Origin of the sequence: Candidatus Brachybacter algidus (genome assembly GCF_016707225.1) — a bacterium.
In the GTDB taxonomy this organism is placed as follows: Bacteria; Bacteroidota; Bacteroidia; order Chitinophagales; family Saprospiraceae; genus Parvibacillus; species Parvibacillus algidus.
Genome location: NZ_JADJID010000002.1, coordinates 292,459 through 310,075, shown reverse-complemented (window position 1 = coordinate 310,075; position 17,617 = coordinate 292,459). Strand labels below are relative to the sequence as shown.

Annotated in this window: 13 protein-coding genes; 3 read left to right on the top strand and 10 right to left on the bottom strand. The window is 37.7% G+C overall.

Annotation, left to right across the window (positions count from 1 at the left end):
• Nucleotides 1-164: 164 nt before the first annotated feature.
• From IPI15_RS07150 to IPI15_RS07125, 6 genes are all read right to left on the bottom strand, one after another.
• Entirely contained in the window at nucleotides 165-503 is a 339-nt protein-coding gene (locus IPI15_RS07150) for an ArsR/SmtB family transcription factor (protein ID WP_287400307.1), read from the bottom strand.
• A gap of 227 nt (nucleotides 504-730) precedes the next feature.
• Nucleotides 731-1,432: a tRNA (adenosine(37)-N6)-threonylcarbamoyltransferase complex dimerization subunit type 1 TsaB gene (gene tsaB / locus IPI15_RS07145; RefSeq protein WP_287400306.1), complete on the bottom strand. Its 702-nt coding sequence runs from the start codon at nucleotides 1,430-1,432 to the stop codon at nucleotides 731-733.
• 3 nt (nucleotides 1,433-1,435) lie between these two features.
• Nucleotides 1,436-3,076, bottom strand: coding sequence for a M28 family peptidase (locus IPI15_RS07140; RefSeq protein ID WP_287400305.1), 1,641 nt, complete (start codon nucleotides 3,074-3,076; stop codon nucleotides 1,436-1,438).
• A gap of 24 nt (nucleotides 3,077-3,100) precedes the next feature.
• The gene (gene rpiB, locus IPI15_RS07135; protein WP_287400304.1) at nucleotides 3,101-3,532 is read right to left on the bottom strand and encodes a ribose 5-phosphate isomerase B; all 432 of its coding nucleotides are present in this window, start codon (nucleotides 3,530-3,532) and stop codon (nucleotides 3,101-3,103) included.
• A gap of 18 nt (nucleotides 3,533-3,550) precedes the next feature.
• Nucleotides 3,551-6,610, bottom strand: a complete 3,060-nt coding sequence (locus tag IPI15_RS07130; RefSeq protein ID WP_287419701.1) for a glycosyltransferase family 117 protein — start codon at nucleotides 6,608-6,610, stop codon at nucleotides 3,551-3,553.
• 311 nt (nucleotides 6,611-6,921) lie between these two features.
• Nucleotides 6,922-7,350, bottom strand: a complete 429-nt coding sequence (locus tag IPI15_RS07125; protein WP_287400301.1) for a Fur family transcriptional regulator — start codon at nucleotides 7,348-7,350, stop codon at nucleotides 6,922-6,924.
• 111 nt (nucleotides 7,351-7,461) lie between these two features.
• On the opposite strand from IPI15_RS07125, the gene IPI15_RS07120 reads away from it, so the two are divergent.
• The gene (locus IPI15_RS07120; protein ID WP_287419700.1) at nucleotides 7,462-9,777 is read left to right on the top strand and encodes a TonB-dependent receptor; all 2,316 of its coding nucleotides are present in this window, start codon (nucleotides 7,462-7,464) and stop codon (nucleotides 9,775-9,777) included.
• A gap of 13 nt (nucleotides 9,778-9,790) precedes the next feature.
• Entirely contained in the window at nucleotides 9,791-10,354 is a 564-nt protein-coding gene (locus IPI15_RS07115) for a hypothetical protein (RefSeq protein ID WP_287400298.1), read from the top strand.
• 720 nt (nucleotides 10,355-11,074) lie between these two features.
• Here IPI15_RS07115 and IPI15_RS07110 read toward each other — a convergent pair.
• The 4 genes from IPI15_RS07110 to IPI15_RS07095 form a co-directional block, all read right to left on the bottom strand.
• Complete coding sequence (locus tag IPI15_RS07110; protein WP_287400297.1) at nucleotides 11,075-11,734, bottom strand: TraR/DksA family transcriptional regulator; 660 nt, start codon at nucleotides 11,732-11,734, stop codon at nucleotides 11,075-11,077.
• An 87-nt stretch (nucleotides 11,735-11,821) separates the two neighbouring features.
• Nucleotides 11,822-12,193, bottom strand: coding sequence for a cupin domain-containing protein (locus tag IPI15_RS07105; protein WP_287400296.1), 372 nt, complete (start codon nucleotides 12,191-12,193; stop codon nucleotides 11,822-11,824).
• A 21-nt stretch (nucleotides 12,194-12,214) separates the two neighbouring features.
• A complete protein-coding gene (locus tag IPI15_RS07100) occupies nucleotides 12,215-13,399 on the bottom strand; it encodes a C1 family peptidase (protein ID WP_287419698.1) in 1,185 nt (394 codons plus the stop codon).
• 237 nt (nucleotides 13,400-13,636) lie between these two features.
• Entirely contained in the window at nucleotides 13,637-14,461 is an 825-nt protein-coding gene (locus tag IPI15_RS07095; protein WP_287419696.1) for a mevalonate kinase family protein, read from the bottom strand.
• 978 nt (nucleotides 14,462-15,439) lie between these two features.
• Here IPI15_RS07095 and IPI15_RS07090 point away from each other — a divergent pair.
• A complete protein-coding gene (locus IPI15_RS07090) occupies nucleotides 15,440-17,284 on the top strand; it encodes an ABC transporter ATP-binding protein (protein ID WP_287400291.1) in 1,845 nt (614 codons plus the stop codon).
• The last annotated feature ends 333 nt before the right edge of the window (nucleotides 17,285-17,617 follow it).

Sequence of the window (17,617 nt, the reverse complement as noted above, 5' to 3'; positions counted from 1 at the left end):
TGTGGTACAAAAATGAAACAAATTTTTTATTTTACAAAAAAAAAGCCATAATTTTTTTGAAATTATGGCATTTATTTTTAAATTAAGGAGCGACTTTAATGTAATTCTTAAATTAAAATTGTTTAAGTATTTGTATATCAAATAGTTACAATGTTTTAAATAATTTAATTTGCAAGCTCTTCAACTAGCCTTGAAATCTGCGCCAAGCGATTTTTATCTAATGAATAGTAGATAAACTTGCCTTGACGATCTGTTATCACCACACCTGACCTCCGCAAAATGGCCAAATGTTGAGAAGCTACAGATTGTTCTAACCTTAATTTAATATAAATATCTGTGACAGTCATATTATCGCCTTCCTCAAGAAGATCGATAATGCGCTGCCTTAATTTGTGATTTACAGCTCGCAATACCAGTACGGCCTTACGCAGAGCTGTATAATCGAGGTGCATTTCGGATTTCCCACCTTTCAGCGAAATAGCATCGTTTTTTTGTTTTCTCATATCATATATGCATTTAGTTTTGGATAATACATACTATATAACCAAAACTGTACCAAACTTTTTTAAATTCAATTATTTTATCATATGAGAACAATATAATTATCTTTTTGTTTGATAAACAAGCGCATACATATATCAAATTGGTTGAAATAAATTTACTTCTAATCTCTGTAAATTATCGCTCAGCTTCATTTAATGCGAAAAACAGACCACATTGTGTAAGTTATTTACAAAATCCTGTTCTTTGGAGTGGTGATATTTGGTGGTTTTAAGTAGAATGGCTCTGAAGTTTCAATTGATTCAAATGAACCCTTTTTAAATTGCTCGAATGCGAGAGGAGCCATCCAGGATGAATTACTCAAGATAGGGTAGAATACATAAGAATATGATCCTAGTTGATCTATGAGTTTCTCGCCTCCATCTCCCAGGCATATCAATCGTTTATGGTGATCAGGAACCAATGTATTTAAATGGAAAGGTAATACCACAGAGGTAGAAGGGACTAACTGATCCAAATGGTCATCGTAGACCTCCATATAGACTTCGTTTCTCCTGGCGTCCAGAGCCGAGCAAAACAGGGCGTCCTTACCTACTTCGTCGGGATACGTTTTTTTTGCCTGTAGCGCAAGAGATTGAAGTCCTGAGACGAATATCAAAGGGATATCCAAAGCAAAACAAAGCCCTTTGGCCACAGACATACCAATCCTTAAACCAGTATAGCTTCCTGGCCCTGGCGAAATCGCTATAGCTGATAATTCATGTAGAGAAATACTTGCTTGACTACAGCATCTTTCGATCATCAGCGTTATTTCTGAAGCCAGTTTCGTTCGATCAGAATTTTCAATAGTGGAAAGAACAAAATCGTTCTTACTCACCGTTACAGAGAATGGAACGGTGGATGTCTCAATAGATAGGATCAACGCTTCCACAGACTAATTACTCTTATATTTAGTCAGTATTTCACCCGGCTTATTAGCAAGGTCGATCACTGTAAAGTAAACCAGTTTTGTTATGTCCTCCACTTTTGTAGTATTGATAAGGTATGTATCATCTGTAGCCTGATGATAGTCTTTGTGGAAACCACCAAAAAAGAAGACGCTTGGTATTCCCAATTCTGCGAAGTTATAATGGTCACTTCTATAATATAATCTCAGTGGGTGATTCAGATCATTGTATGTATAATCCAATTTGTAGTTTACTGACCGACTGTTATTTTCTCTTATCACGAGGTCGAGTAATGGATTTATTTTATCAGAGCCAATGACATAGACATAGTTTTCATTTGCTTCATGATCTTCATCATTCCGACCGATCATGTCTATATTGATTTCTATTTTGGTATCTTTTAAAGGAACAATTGGATTCTCCGTATAGTATTTGGAGCCGATCAATCCTACTTCTTCGCCTGTGCAAAAAAGGAATAGGACACTTCTCTTGAAAACAAATTTATTGTCTTGCAGTGCCTTCATTGCTTTAGCTAACGTTAAAAGCGCTGATGTACCGGTGCCATTATCGTCAGCACCATTGTATATTTCACCATTGATGATGCCGATGTGATCATAATGTGCAGAGACGACTATGTATTCATTTTTAAGCTCAGGGTCTGTACCTTCTATGGAAGCCACTACATTGCGATCTCTGATTTGTGTGCTCGAAGATACCAGATTGACTTTGAAGAAAGACGATATATAATTAGAGGAGATTTTTCCTTTTTGCGCATTACTGATATATTTGTTTATACGTTTGTATTCTCTTGGTAAAAGCATTTGGGCGAGTGCATTTTTATTAATACGGATGACGGGTATTGGATAATTTTGTTTCAACACATCTTTATAAATAATGTTGGTAGCAAGCTGTTCCTTTGTCCTGTATGCAAACCTGGTAGAATCAACAAGTATAAATACTGCTCTGGCACCTTTCTGCACAGCAACTTCAATCTTAGCCTTTAAGTCTTTTGACCATTTGCCTGGTTGATTAGTGCCACTTATGATGTATTTGCCATCTTTTGATGGTTCACCTTCCAGGAACATGACTACTTCATTTCTGACCTGTGCATATTGATAATCATTGTACTTTTCATCCATAATTCCAAAGCCTGCAAACATCAGGTGATCTCCGGATAAATTCGTTGTAGTGCCAAGGTCTGCGATGTTGTAAGTAAAATCTTTACCACTTACCATTTCATATTTGGTACTACCTGATTGATTTAAGATTTGAAAATCACTTTTCTCTCTCATCCATTTTGTGATCACCATTGGCTGGAAGTAGGTTCCTCTGTCACCTTTTGCATTAATATTTTCATATCGCAATTGGCTGGCTATATATTCAGCAGCCTTGAAAGCACCTTTCGTTCCAAAGGCCCTACCTTCAAGAGAGTCGGAGGCTAGAAGCGTGATATGCTTTTTAATATCTGCTTTCGTTATAAACTGAGAATAATGATATACCGATCCATTCTCATAAGAGGCAACAGAAGATTGTGCATTCAATGTAATGGCCAAAAAGAATAAGGCACAACTCAAACTTAACCCTAATCTGCTGAGGATTTTATAATAAAAATTTGAAAAATCTTTCAAACTACATGGTTTATCTCCGGAATGTTATTGAATCTTAATTTTGTCAACTCTAGTAGCATGTCTGCCGCCTTCAAATGAAGCATGATAATAAGCAGATAATATTTTATATGCTTCTTCATCTTCTATAAAGCGGGCGGGAAGTGCTATGATATTGGCATCATTGTGCTTATGGGCCAGACTTCCCAGCTCCTCCTTCCAACATAATGCGCATCTTATACCCTGATGTTTATTGGCAGTGATGGCCACGCCATTGCCACTACCACAGATCAGAATACCCCAGTCTGCAACACCACTTTCCACGTCAATTGCTACAGGATGAGCAAAATCAGGATAGTCAACACTGTCCAATGAGTATGTGCCATGATCGATTACCTCCATATCATGGTCCATGAGAAATCTTAAGACTACATCTTTTAATGTAAAACCTGCATGGTCACAACCTATGGCTACTTTCATCTGGATTTGATTATTTAGTTATTTGTCTAAGATTTGATTCGCCGGTTCATTTGATCCAATTGGCCCCACAATTTTCATTATTTCTGCTTCAAACTTAGGGTCCTTATTCTGTCTGATGATATCCATAAGATCATTAATTGTCTTTTTGGTATCTTCAAAATCACCTTGATGGCCCTGAGATAATTCTGATGGAGTAAGGCTGTTATAATAAATCATCTTTTCACGCATATTTTCAGCGAGTGTCTTCATGTAAGGTTTGGCTCTATCCAGATTACTAGCCTGAGCTACCAGAGCAAGTGCAGGAATGATGGTGCCATCAAATGGGAAGTTCTTGTTTGGGAATACTTTTAATGTATTCTCGGCTAGATCAGCAGCTCGTTTTTTATCTTTTTTGTTGATAAGGTCATAAGCACCGCGCATTTGAATCATCCTCATAGCATTGATAGATGGGGTATAACTCTTATCAACATACAACCTCTTAGTATCAAAATTACCCCACTTAAACTTGTTGATAACATTATTGTACAAACTGTCTGAAGCTACGCGCCCCATGCCGAATACACCAAACTGTCTGTCAGGTTCAGTTCTGATAGGGACTACTCTTAATGCAAGACCTTCGAGCTGCATATATTGACCCAAGCCCATGAATTTAGCAGGGTCAGCTGTCACAGAGAAGTAAACAGGTCGATCGTTAATGTTACTGGCTACGATATCAAGCACAGCAAGATCACCCTTGACAATATAATCACCTTGTTCCTTAACATTAAATGAAACCGGTATTCTATCAAGAATAGAATCGGATGGTGTAAAGTATTTTTTAGAAAGCATTTTTGCCTTATCTATTGGAATATAGATCTTATTAGTTGGCAAGAAAGATTCCTGTTTGCTATTAGATCCTTCCAGAGGATGTGACTCCCCGATGAACTGCAAAACTGACGATGCCGGCAGCTCTTGTTCTGACATTTGGGAAGTAACATAATATACCTGGTTGCGTTTATTGCCTCTATAAGATTCTGGCGGTATTGTCATCTTAATAGCATCAGACTGATTAATCTTTCTTCTTTGTTGGTCTATATACCAATCTACAGCGATGAGTGAAAGGTTGATCACCCGCACATCAGGTCGTATATTTTCTACTTCTTGTGCATACCACAGCGGATACGTATCATTGTCACCGTAGGTAAATATTATAGCATTCTGAGCAACAGAATTGAGGAAGTTACTAGCATAATCTCTGGAAGCATAGATACCCTTTCTTCCCATGTCATCCATGTTTTGAGAGACCATAAGTAACGGAGACAAAAGTCCCAGCACACCGCCCATGGTATAGCCAATCATTCTATTGGCCTTTACCTTATCTGCAATGAATTTACCAATGGCCAATGCCCCCAGACCTATCCAAATACTAAATGTAAAAAATGAACCAACCAGGACATAATCACGCTCTCTAGGTTCGATCGGTGGCTGATTAGAGTACACTATGATACCCAGACCTGTAATCAGGAAAAGTACTGAAAGACCCAGCCAATCTTTGTTACGTTTCTTGTAATGAAAAACACATCCTATAATACCAAGCAAGAATGGTATGAAATAATAAGTGTTCCTCGACTGATTATTTTTTTCAAAAGATGGAAGTAATTCCTGACTGCCAAGTCTGGCTTCATCAATAAAAGATATCCCACTCAACCAGTTTCCTTTAGTTTTGTCAGATGGCATATAACCCTGCTCCCCGTTTTGTTTACCTACGAAGTTCCACATAAAATATCTCCAGTACATCCACCCTACCTGATACCTGATGAAAAACGATAAATTATCTCCCATGGTTGGAGCCCCTTCGTGCCCCATCCATTGTTGGTACAATCTTACTTTTGTCTGATCATCTCCATTACCCATCCGAGGAAAGAACATTTCATCCTGAGCATTATAAACATAATCATATTTATTATCGATGATCTCATATTTGTCACCGACTCTGCCATAACGAGGCTCTGAAGTGAGGTCAATCGGCTTAGCAGCAAAGGATGGTCCGAAAAGTAATGGCCGGTCACCATATTGTTCACGATTCAGATAAGGTACTAGCCTGGCAGGATCTGAAGGGCTGTTCATATTTATTGGTGGATTGGCATTGGCTCTGATCACGGCTACAGTAGTAGTCGAGTAGGCTATAATGATCAACAAAAGACTGACCAGTGCCAACTGAAGATTATGATAGCCATTGGTATGCGATTTTTTAATCCCCCAATATAGCAACCCTCCGATTATAGCAAGGAATGGTATTAGGCCAGAATAGAATGGCAATCCAAGAGTGTTAACTGCAAAAATATCGAGTTTTACAAGTAGATCAGGAAGACCTACTATGATCACTTTTTGTACAATAAAGAGCACAAATAGTCCCGCGCCAATGGCGGTGAAGAATCCCAGCCACTTAAAGTTCTTGTATTTTTTGATATAATAAAAAACTGCAAGCGCAGGAAAAGTAAGTATACTTAGCAAGTGAACGCCTATAGAAAGGCCTGCCATAAACATGGAAAATACGATCCATTTATCACTTTTGCCGGTATCAGGAAGGTAATACCATTTTAATAATGCCCACATGGTAAGTGCCGTAAAGAAGGTAGACATGGCATACACCTCGCCTTCCATAGCCGAAAACCATACAGATACACAGAATGTAGCGCTCAATCCGGCTGCAAGACCGGAAAGTAATAAAGCAATATTTTGATTGCTATTTGTGGATTCGTCGCGACCTACCAATGACAATTTACCTAAATACATGGTACTCCAACAAACAAACATCCCAGCAAAGGCTGTCACCATTCCCGACATAAGATTGACGGCAAAAGCAATATTAGAAGGATCGGAGGACAAAGCATCTCCCATCATAGCAAACATTCTGCCGATAATCAGGAATAATGGAGCTCCCGGCGGGTGCACTACCTGAAGCTTATATGCTCCCAAGATAAATTCACCACAATCCCATAAACTTCCTGTTCTTTCAACCGAAAAGATAAAAACTCCGAACGCTATTGAAAAAGTTAACCAGCCTGCAATATTGAGTGCTCTATTAAAACTATTCATCAGTAAATTTTAGTTGTTTTTAAAGGTGAGAATGCTTTCCTAATTATATTAGGTCAGACTTTGCCTCGAAAAGGCATGGATTAAAACTCTAACTTTTAAGAATTTTACTATTTATCCAGAAAGTGTTCCCAAATGATCTTAAAAATAAACGACAAAGTTAATTGCTTTCCGCTTATAGGCAAATAATCTCTGTTGTATTTATAAGAAGGAAGGTTTATATGGGACGAGAAGATGAATTCGAGGGTCAGAAGATACTACCACCAATCCAGTTAACAATCCACTATTTACTAGCAATATCAATGGGTTCCAATCTATTTGTTGCAATTCTGGCAAAGTCCGGTAGCATTTAAATAGATTGTTTCGATTTGAAATCCTTTGGGGTGCTCAATATCAGGCAACTGGAAATAATCTAAGCAATAAATTTTATCACAATTGGTACAAGTAAAGTGCACGTGCTGATCATGACTATGTTTATGAACCGAACAATCCGAACACAATGCAAAAAGTACAGTACCGTTAAGGTGAACCACCCTATGAATAATACCGGCTGCTTCCATGTCCTTAATAACTCTGTAGATAGTAACTCTATTCTCAACAAATCCTAATGTTTCCTCCACAGTAGGCTGAGAGAGGGCATGGTTCACACTCAGGAATACCTCAAGAACTAACTTCCTTACGTTGGTTTTTTTGAGCCCGTACTGCTCGAGTATTAACAAAGGATCTTTATGGATTACTTCCATTTAAATATTTCAATTACAATGCTAAGATAATTTATTTTGTTGTAACATTATTACATTTAAAATATTGTTATACATTTGCAACATTGTTACAACAACTAAATGTAAAAAAGTTTGAAAGAAACATTTATTAACTCCATTTTATTAACAATAATTTTGATGTTAAGCGCTGATGTTAAGTCTCAAAATTGTGACCATTTAGTTCGCGGTATTATTTTAGATCAGCATGATACCACGATCCTGGCATTTGCTAACATAATTATTGAAGGAACAGGTCAAGGCATTCAAGCTGACAGTTCCGGATATTATGAACTAAAGGGACTTTGTCCGGGAACTTATACTTTTATATGTTCGCATGTAGATTGTGAGCCCATAAAAAGAAGGATCAAAATAGAGGATAAGATCACTGAATGCAATTTTTATCCTGAGCATCACGCCAAAGAACTAGAGCAAGTCATCATTAAATCCAGGACGGGACAGGAATCAACTATTTCAAAAGACCAACTTGACCAAGAGACTTTGGCTTCTTTCAAGACATCAAGTCTTAGCCAGAATCTAACTAACATAGCCGGTATCTCCACTTTAAAAACCGGATCAAATATTGAAAAACCAATCATACATGGGCTCTACGGTTCAAGGATAGCCATCATTCAGCAAAATTCAAAGTTGGAGGATCAACAATGGGGCAATGAGCATGCACCAAATATTGATGTGCTTATGTTTGACAAGATTGAAGTGGTCAAAGGTGCTGCTTCAGTCCGATACGGCGCTAAAGCAATTGGTGGAGCTGTCCTGCTCGAACAAAGTAAACTTTACACTGGAAATAAGTTAAAAGGTAGTTTCATCGGAAATATCCAATCAAACGCTCCAGGAGCTTCTATAGGACTTGTGCTTAAAAAGGGGATCAAAAAATATAGCGGCCTAGGTTGGAAGTTCGCTACAGGTATTCAAAAATTTGGTGACCAATCCGCGCCTGATTATGTGATGTCCAATTCGGGTCTTGAAAATGTCAATGCAAGTTTTTCGATTGGAAAAGATTTAGGGAAATGGACCAATCGAATCACTATTTCTTCCAGATACAACAATTCAGGGCTCTTATTGGCATCACAAGTCAGTAGCTTAAAGGACATTGAGCGTGCGCTAAGTGCAGATATTCCGGCTATCATTAGACCATTTACTTTTGCTATTGACGCTCCAAGGCAACAGACATTGCATTCGGTAGCTATATATAATGGCGGAGTGAGATTGAACGAGGCACACAATTTAAAATATAACATCTCTTATCAGTTCAATAACAGAAAGGAATTCGATGTCAGAAGATCTGGAAGGACGGATATACCTGCCGTCAATATGAATCTACATACCCTAGAAATGGATCTTACTGAAGATCACCGTTGGAATGAACATGTGTCGGGAAGTGTAGGTGTGACTTTCATGTCACAACAGAATATTAATATAGACAACACGCAGCGCAGACCAATTATACCCTATTATTCACTAATCAATCCAGGAATTTTCGTTTTTGAACAAGCCGGATTTAATGATTGGACATTGGAAGGAGGTGCCCGAATGGACTTTCTTGCTTTGAGATCCAAATATTACAATACTCAAAAACAATTAAATGCTCCTGAAAGGCAATTTACAAACGGCTTGTTTAGCGCGGGAGTCTCCAGGTCCATCAAAGATATCATTACAGTCCGGGGAAATGCAGGAATGGGATTCAGGGCGCCGGATGTGAATGAGTTATACAGTGACGGTGTACACCTGAGTGCATCAGCATATGAGGTGGGAGATCCAAACTTGAAGTCTGAAAGATCATTTAAGTTGATAGTAGAGATAGAGAATAGTAAAGACCGCTTATTTCATTACGAATTGAATATATTCAGACAAAGCTTTTCCAATTATATCTATCAGAAAAAAGATGGATTCGTTTCTACCATAGCAGGATTGAAGCTTAAATATATCTATTTACAGGATGATGCATTGTTCCAGGGCTTTGACCTCAATATGGATTTGAATGCAGGAAATTTCATTTCACTGAAGAGCAGAACTTCTTATGTGCATGCCACAAATAAAGCGACTAATAAAGGTATTCCTTTGATCGCTCCATTCAGTACAAATCTGGACGTGTCACTTCATCTTCTGAAAAAGGTTGAAAACTTACCCTTATTTGACCTTATTATCTCAGGTGATTATTCAGCAGCCCAAAAACGATTTGATGAAGATGATCTTTTTAAGGCTCCTCCTGCTTCATATATATTATTCGATGTCGGAATAAGATACTCAGGGAGAACAAGAAATAATTCAATTGAGTTAAAATGCAATAATATTCTAAACCAAACATATTCCAATTATCTCAATAATCTGCGCTACTTTTCACCGCAGGAGGCAGGAAGAAATATTACTGTACAATACTCGTTCAACTTTTAAAAAAAAATACAAAATGACCATTAAACATATTTACATTCTTTCTCTAATGTTTGTTCTTTCATCTCTACTATTGCTATCATGCAGCTATGATGTAGAGCCGGTAAATGAAGAAGAAGTGATCAACGAAATAAAGATTATATTGAAAGATGAGGATAATAAGTCCTACATTTTGTCCTATTCAGATAGTGATGGAGATGGCCCTATTGCGCCCCAGATAACCTCTCAAGAGCTTCCTGCCAATCAAAAGCTAACCGGCAACATCACCTTTGAAAACACACTCAATACACCTGTTCAAAGTATAACCGATGAGATCCTTGAAGAAGGTGACGTTCACCAGTTATTCTATATTTTTTCCGGCAATCCTACGCCTTCAATTATCTATCAGGATTCTGATGTCAATGGAAAGCCTATTGGACTCCAATTTGAAATAATTACAAAAGAGCCATATATTGGAAAATTAAACCTGGTGCTCAGACATCAACCAAATAAAAATGGTTCAAACGTCAATACAGGCGATATTACAAATGCTGGCGGAGAATCAGATGTGGATATTAGTTTTGACGTGGTGGTTAAGTGAGGTGAGGTGGTGAGGAAGTGAGAAAGTGAGGAGGTGAGGAGGTTAAGAGGGCGAGTGGCGAGAAGCGAACAGTTAGAGTGGATATAGCATCTCAATTTGATTTAGATCGATGCGTTATAAATATTTTCTAAAAGTCTTATTATTACTCAATCTAAGGTAGAAATTAGAAGTCAGAAGTCAGAATAAAACTTCGATGGTTGAGCCCAGCAAATGAAATCATTTAAATAAATTGAAGAAAATCAAGAATTGAATTAACTATTTAAAAATCAATATTTTAAGACATTAAATATAAATAATTATATATTTATTCTATTGTTTACCAATGGTATAATCAAATACGAAACTTCAATTACTTATTACCTATTTCTCATTACCCATGTGTAGGCCTGAAATGTCGTATTTTTCCAACAAATTGCGAAAGCTGTTTGCGAAATTATGAGGTGAGGAGGGCGAGTAGCGAGCGGCGAGAAGCGAACAGTTAGAGCGGACATAGCATCCCAATTTGATTTAGATCGATTATTGTAATGAGGATGATTTGGAACGAATCAGTGTCCAAGACAACAAATTACCGATTACTGATTACTAATTGCTGATAGAAACCCTAACAACCTATAGTGTTCAAAATTAAAAAGAGGTACAATCTCCATAGAAATCATACCTCTAATATTTTATAAAAATCTAATATCTAGCGTCTAGTCTCTAGGATCTAGAATCTGAACCCTATTTATCGAAATAATCCTGATCATCAGCTATTTCGTCCATATCCATGCCGGTGACTATATTAGAATCATATTCCGTATCATCATCCATGTCCAATTCCAATTCCAGATCATCCAGGTCATCATCTTTGACGACCGGCGCCTTGCCTGTTGACTTAGTTGATTTTTTCAATATCTTAGTAATGATCTTTGGAGCTTTCACCTCTTTATTCTCTGCTTCTCGGTCAAGACTTTTAGACGCTGCTTCTTTTTCCGCTTTGGCTATTGCTTCAGCCTTCGCTTTCTCTGCATTTTCTATTTCTTTAGCTATTACTGATTTCGTAGCATGTGGCACCAGCATTAATCTTTTTTTATCGATCAATTGACCGGTCACCATGCAGATACCATAGGTCTTATTCTGAATACGGATCAGTGCATTTTCAAGATTGCTCACGAATTGCTGCTGACGGATGACCATATTGTTTAGCATTTCCAATTCGGTATGCACACTTGAATCGTCAAACCAATTCCCGCCTTGTTTCTCACTCGCATTTTCATTCATCTCCATGATTTGCTCTTTCATGAATTCAAGTTCCTGCTTCGCAGTAGCCATTTTTTCATCTATCAGCGCCTTAAACTCCATTAATTCCTCATCGGAATATCGTATGATGGTTGTTGACATAGCTTATTATTTAAATAATGTTTTAAATTTTTAATTTACGGACAATGACAAGAACGCCTTAACACTGCTTAAAGTTCAAATGTTTTTTTATAAAGTTTTAGTCAATTTTTCCTCTTCATGCGTCCAAAAAGGTTCGACTATACATATGAATTCCATGTTCTCTTTGCCTTCATTAATTAGATATTGATCTGTATGTGGCGGGACAAAAATAATGGATCCTGCTTTTATTTCTATGATATTTCTATCTATTATGGCTTTTCCTGCGCCACTCAATACGTAAAAAACTTCAGAGCTTCCTAGTTTATGAGGTAATGAAGATTCCCCAGGAGCTAACTTTCCTTTCGCCAAACTATATTTGATCTCAATAGGATCATTATTGGGATGGATGAGCTCTTTCAGCAGTGTCATATCACCTGCCAAAAACTCGGGACAATCTTCTTCACTTTTTACAAAGAGCATTTTCAAAAAGATTTTGGAACCTTAGATCTTACATTTAGTGCGGATGTCTTTAGGAACACCGTCTTTGTGCAATAATAAAGCCGTGGTTTTTAATTTAAGGAAGTTTTTGGTGACGTAAAGGTAACCCTCCTGATCATTTTTTACACCCCATGAGTTTTTAACTTTATAATATTCTTTACCATTTTGATCTGTATATAGACCTGTGATCTGCATACCATGGTCATCTGTAGTCAGATAATTATCAAACATTTTTTGTCTTTCCTCCTGTGTTGCAGCACCTTCAGGTTGTGGTCCTGCAAAAATATTTGCCTTTTGCTCTTCTGTCATCGTTTCGAATTCCATAGGAAGGTTATAGGCTACCCCATTCTTCCAGGAGAATCCTCTATCACTCACATCAGTTCCCCATGTCACAGAATATCCGTTCTTCACTGCATTATCTACGATAGCAGTAAGATCATTCATAGGAACATTGTACACCTGATCATAACTCCAGTTATCAGGAACCATCAAGGTGGTTTTAGTGTAGAAAGGGCTTGTATTAAAAGATGAAAGTTCTACATAGTCTTCTGCTTTTAGACCAACTACCTGATCAGCAAAAGTCTTAGGTGTATATTCTTTGCCCTCATACATGAACTTAGCAGGAACTTCGCCCAGATATGTATCTACGATTCTTGTAAATGCCGTTTTCCAAACCGGGGTCAACATCTTAACATCGTCTCCTATCAATGGGGTAAGGAAACCCTTCAAAACTGCTTCCAATTCGTTAAAGTTATTCCTTGTAGTACCATAATTCAAACCATTATATACGCTCTGAGGAAGCATACCATATTTGCCATACATATTGATAACGTCATGAGCCGCACCACCCTGGCCATATAGAAGGCCACCATGCATACGCACATAATTTTCCGCCTTATCTATATACTGATTGCGTACAATAAACATTTCTGCAAGATCGATTGGTTTCTTCCCCATACGCACCATTTCCGACTCAAGGAAAGAAACTGTGCTATAACTCCAGCAAGTGCCGGATGAGCCTTGATCTTTGATAGAAGTGGCTTCAATATCGTGAACTTTTGTAAAAGTAAATTTGCTTGTAGCACTTTGGTTGCCTTTAATCTTATTGATAAGGTCATCCTGTGCAGTCATGTGGGTAGATAAGAATGAAAATGCTACAAGGCAAATAATAGAAAAAATGTGCTTCATCAGAAAATGTTTAAAAAGTAAGTTTATTCAATAACTGGCAATCAATAATTTTACTTATTACGAAGTATTGATGCCAAAAATTCGGTGCAATATTAATAAGGATTAATAATAATGTGGTTAGATTTTGAAAATATTATGAAAAGTTTTGCATTTCAACGAAATCTGTGCTTCATAAAGTGTGATACTCATTAGTTTTAAGGAAATGTCAATGACTGGAAAGACCTAGTTGAATTAATGTTAGAGTTTGCATTCCAGTAAAAATCCTCCCCCTCCGGCACCACACAATTTATAATAGCCGCTGCTTTCAGAAAGTTTTTGTTCCCATGTTCGAATCCATGAAAGAGGGATGAATTCCGGCATCCAAACAAGTTGGAAGTAGCTGATCTCAAAAAATGCTTTTCGCAATTCATCTTTGTCAGCTATCAGCATCGCATTGATAGCATTGTGAACCGCAGGATTGAGTGTGGTTTTTATCTTAGAAGCGAATTCCTTATTCTCCATTTTTGACTTAAACAAACTGATATATGGTGCTCCTTGACGTGGTATTCGGGTATCTTTTAAACTGAACAATGCTGACATTTCAGGTTCTATTTCTTTGCGATGGGGAATTCCATCAACGATCTGAAAGGCACTGTCACTATAACTTACTAGTGGATCCAATCCGGAACTGTTCCCATGGAAGTAAGATTCTATGACGGCTAAGTCACTTTTAATGTGTTCTAAGTCGTTATCTTTCTCAACACTATATCTTTTATATATCGCCGCACTATAAGCACCTGAAGATCCTGCACCATAACCTATGGGAATGCTGCTATGAAAGGTCCACCCTGCATCTACATCACGAAGAAAGCTCGTCACATCAATGTTGTTGTAAAATTGGTGAGCATGCTCCTTGAGGTAAGCTGCCAGTGCGAAGAGATCCGTCCCATGATGATTGCCATGATCCTGAATCCAGTTGCCACAATAGTCATAGCTAGGTATGGCCAGTCCTTCTCCACCATATAGCAAGGAATGTTCTCCAAAAAGGAGGATCTTGGAAGGAAATCTGTGCAAATGTGTCAATGGACCGCTTTAAATATGTACATTTCAGAAAACGAAACTAATGTTTTATTGAAAAATGAGAGGGGAAATAATTTGGAGGCGATAGGCGAGAAGCGAACTGCGAGTGGGGAACAGTGAACAGGTAAGTCCTATAACACTCCGATTGATTATATTTTTTTCTGAATCACGCTTGCCTGCCAACAAAGGCAGGGATTTAATGGATTAAGGGATTACACTGAATCGGGTTATATAATCAATGTCATCTGTGCAATCCCTATAATCCGTGATTCTGACAAAAAGATAATAGTTCACGCAAAGGGGAAGAAAGAATCGCAAAGGACGCAAAGAAAAAAAATCTAGCTGACCTTTTATCAAATTGAAACTGACCGATCGGAGTAGCATTTGACTACAGTCAAATCTCTCTGTGTTACTCAAAAAATGTTATATTGAAGTATCATTAAAAAGTTATGCGCCATTCTTAAAAATACATGTCTTCAAAAACCTCTGAGAAACTTTGTGATAAATTTTTTTTTTGATCAATTGAAAAACACGAGGATAGAAGACTCCTAATATTTACATTTCCTTCATAATGCCACCGCCTTCGGGGTTCTGTCTTCCAAATCATTCTTATTTTCTATAATAATGTCAACCTTTTAGGTTTTTTTCAAATAGAGGTCACGAAGAAATAGCAAGGCAGTTTTTCATTAACAGGTAACTGACCGATCGGAGCAGCATTTGACGACAGTCAAATCTCTTTGTGAACCTCAAAAAATGCTATATTAAAGTACCATCTCAAAATTAAGTTCAGCTCCAAAATATTTATGGAATCAAAAGTCTCTGTGAAACTCTGTGATACCATACCCATCAAAGATTATGATCCCCACATAGACACCAAACCTCACCCATTTCCACTTCCTATTAATAATTGTACTTTTGCAACGAATTTGAGGAGGAGGTGTTCTTTTATTCGCATCAGCATCCTGTATTAAACTATTAAGAATGAAGCTCTTTTTCAGACTACTAAGATTTTCAAAACCCTACCATCACTATATCCCGGAATACGTGGTATATGTGGTGTTCTATACAATATTCGGGTTGCTCAACTTTGTGATGATCATTCCTTTGCTCGACTTTTTATTCAAAGATGATCCTATCAATGGCGTAGTTAGTAAACCGGAATTCTCTTTCACTGGTGATTATTTCCAGGGTATATTTAGGTATTATGCCCAAGAATTCAGCGCGGGAGACAATCAGAAATTCATGTTGCTTGTATATATTACCATCATTCTAATTCTGGTGACCTTATTAAAGAACTTCTTTGGATTCATGAGTCAGAAAGTGCTTGCACGCATGCGGGTTAATTTGGTTAAAAAGATCCGCAACAGCCTATTCTCAAAACTGACGAATACTTCACTTAGCTTTTTCCACAAAAAACAAAAAGGTCAATTACTTTCTACCATGAGCAGTGATCTTTCTGAGATAGAAAACACTGTCGTGACTTCTGTGCAGATCCTCTTCCGTGATCCTTTGACCATCATAGCCACTTTCATCACCTTATTTATTATCTCAAAAGAATTAACCTTCTTCACTTTACTTTTCTTCCCTTTGTCAGGATATGTGATCAATACGATCTCAAGAGGTCTAAGAAAACGTTCCGGCGAAAGTCAGACTCTATTAGGAAGCCTGATGTCATATACAGATGAAATGATAACCGGCAATAGAGTCATCAAGATCTTCAATGCTGAGGGATTCGTCCAGAATCAATATCAAAACCTGAACGACAAATACACCAAGGTCATGAAGAAGATCGTGACGAATCGCGAACTTGCTTCACCACTATCTGAGGTTATGGGTGTTACAGTTATCGCTATCATCATAGTATATGGCGGTCATCTAGTCTTATCAAAGGAAGGTGGACTGACCGCTTCCATGTTTCTAGGTTATCTGGGCCTGTATTTTTCTATTCTTAACCCCGCAAAAAATATTGGTCAAGCCATCGCTAATTTACAGAGAGGCCTTGTATCTGGTCAGAGGGTATGGGATCTATTGGATGAGAAGGATGAGATCACCGACAGTCCGAATGCTTTGACTACCTTAAATTTCTCCAAAAATATAGCCTTAAAAAATGTCTCATTTGCTTATCAAAATGAGGTAGAAGTGCTTACAGATTTTAATTTGATCATCGAAAAAGGAAAGACGATTGCCCTTGTCGGAGAAAGTGGCGCAGGCAAATCTACAGTGGCGGATTTGATACCAAGATTCTATGATGTCACTAAGGGCAGCATTGAGATAGATGGTGTAAACATCCGTGAGGTAAAGTTGGACGCACTGCGCAGCCAGATGTCCATGGTGACACAAGAGGCGATACTTTTCAATGATTCTGTATTTAATAATATCGCCTTCGGAGCTGAAAATGTTCCATTGGAATCCGTGGTGGACGCGGCTAAAGTAGCCAATGCTCATGAATTTATATTGTCATTAGAAGAAGGATATGAAACGATGATCGGTGATCGTGGGATGAGACTCAGTGGCGGCCAAAGACAGCGTCTCACCATCGCCAGAGCTATATTGAAAAATGCTCCCATCATCATCATGGACGAAGCGACATCCGCACTCGATACTGAAAGCGAAAGACTCGTCCAGGATGCCATCAACAAACTCACACAAAACAGGACCAGCATCATCATAGCACACAGACTTTCTACTATCCAGCATGCAGACGAAATCATAGTCATGCACAAAGGTCAAATCGTCGAACGCGGCAATCATGATCACCTCATCTTGGAGAATGGATATTATAAGAGGTTGGTGGATATGCAGAAACTTGTGAAAAGTGATCAGTGATCAGAAGTTAGAAATTAGAAATTAGAAATTAGAAAAGTCATATTTCGAAGGAAGAGTTCCATCTGAGCGAAATAGTTAAATAGATATTTTACATTCATTTTGTAAAAATGGATCTTATCAATAACTAAAGTTTCCGAGTTGCCTATTACATTGGTTATCTATAATATAAATATACAAAAATTTATAAATACAAAAATCTAAATTACTGTAAATTTATTAGTTAATATCGTCATTAAATTTCTTATATTTATTCAAATGATTTTATTTGATTGACTCAATCATCGAAGTTTCCCCGCCTCACTTCATTAGTCGGGCAAGCTTCTAACTTCTACC

Bases quoted from the DNA above. Each gene is read 5' to 3' on its own strand.
- IPI15_RS07150 (WP_287400307.1), bottom strand. From the start codon at position 503: ATGAGAAAACAAAAAAACGATGCTATTTCGCTGAAAGGTGGGAAATCC.
- rpiB (WP_287400304.1), bottom strand. From the start codon at position 3,532: ATGAAAGTAGCCATAGGTTGTGACCATGCAGGTTTTACATTAAAAGAT.
- IPI15_RS07130 (WP_287419701.1), bottom strand. From the start codon at position 6,610: ATGAATAGTTTTAATAGAGCACTCAATATTGCAGGCTGGTTAACTTTT.
- IPI15_RS07125 (WP_287400301.1), bottom strand. From the start codon at position 7,350: ATGGAAGTAATCCATAAAGATCCTTTGTTAATACTCGAGCAGTACGGG.
- IPI15_RS07115 (WP_287400298.1), top strand. From the start codon at position 9,791: ATGACCATTAAACATATTTACATTCTTTCTCTAATGTTTGTTCTTTCA.
- IPI15_RS07110 (WP_287400297.1), bottom strand. From the start codon at position 11,734: ATGTCAACAACCATCATACGATATTCCGATGAGGAATTAATGGAGTTT.
- IPI15_RS07105 (WP_287400296.1), bottom strand. From the start codon at position 12,193: ATGCTCTTTGTAAAAAGTGAAGAAGATTGTCCCGAGTTTTTGGCAGGT.
- IPI15_RS07100 (WP_287419698.1), bottom strand. From the start codon at position 13,399: ATGAAGCACATTTTTTCTATTATTTGCCTTGTAGCATTTTCATTCTTA.
- IPI15_RS07090 (WP_287400291.1), top strand. From the start codon at position 15,440: ATGAAGCTCTTTTTCAGACTACTAAGATTTTCAAAACCCTACCATCAC.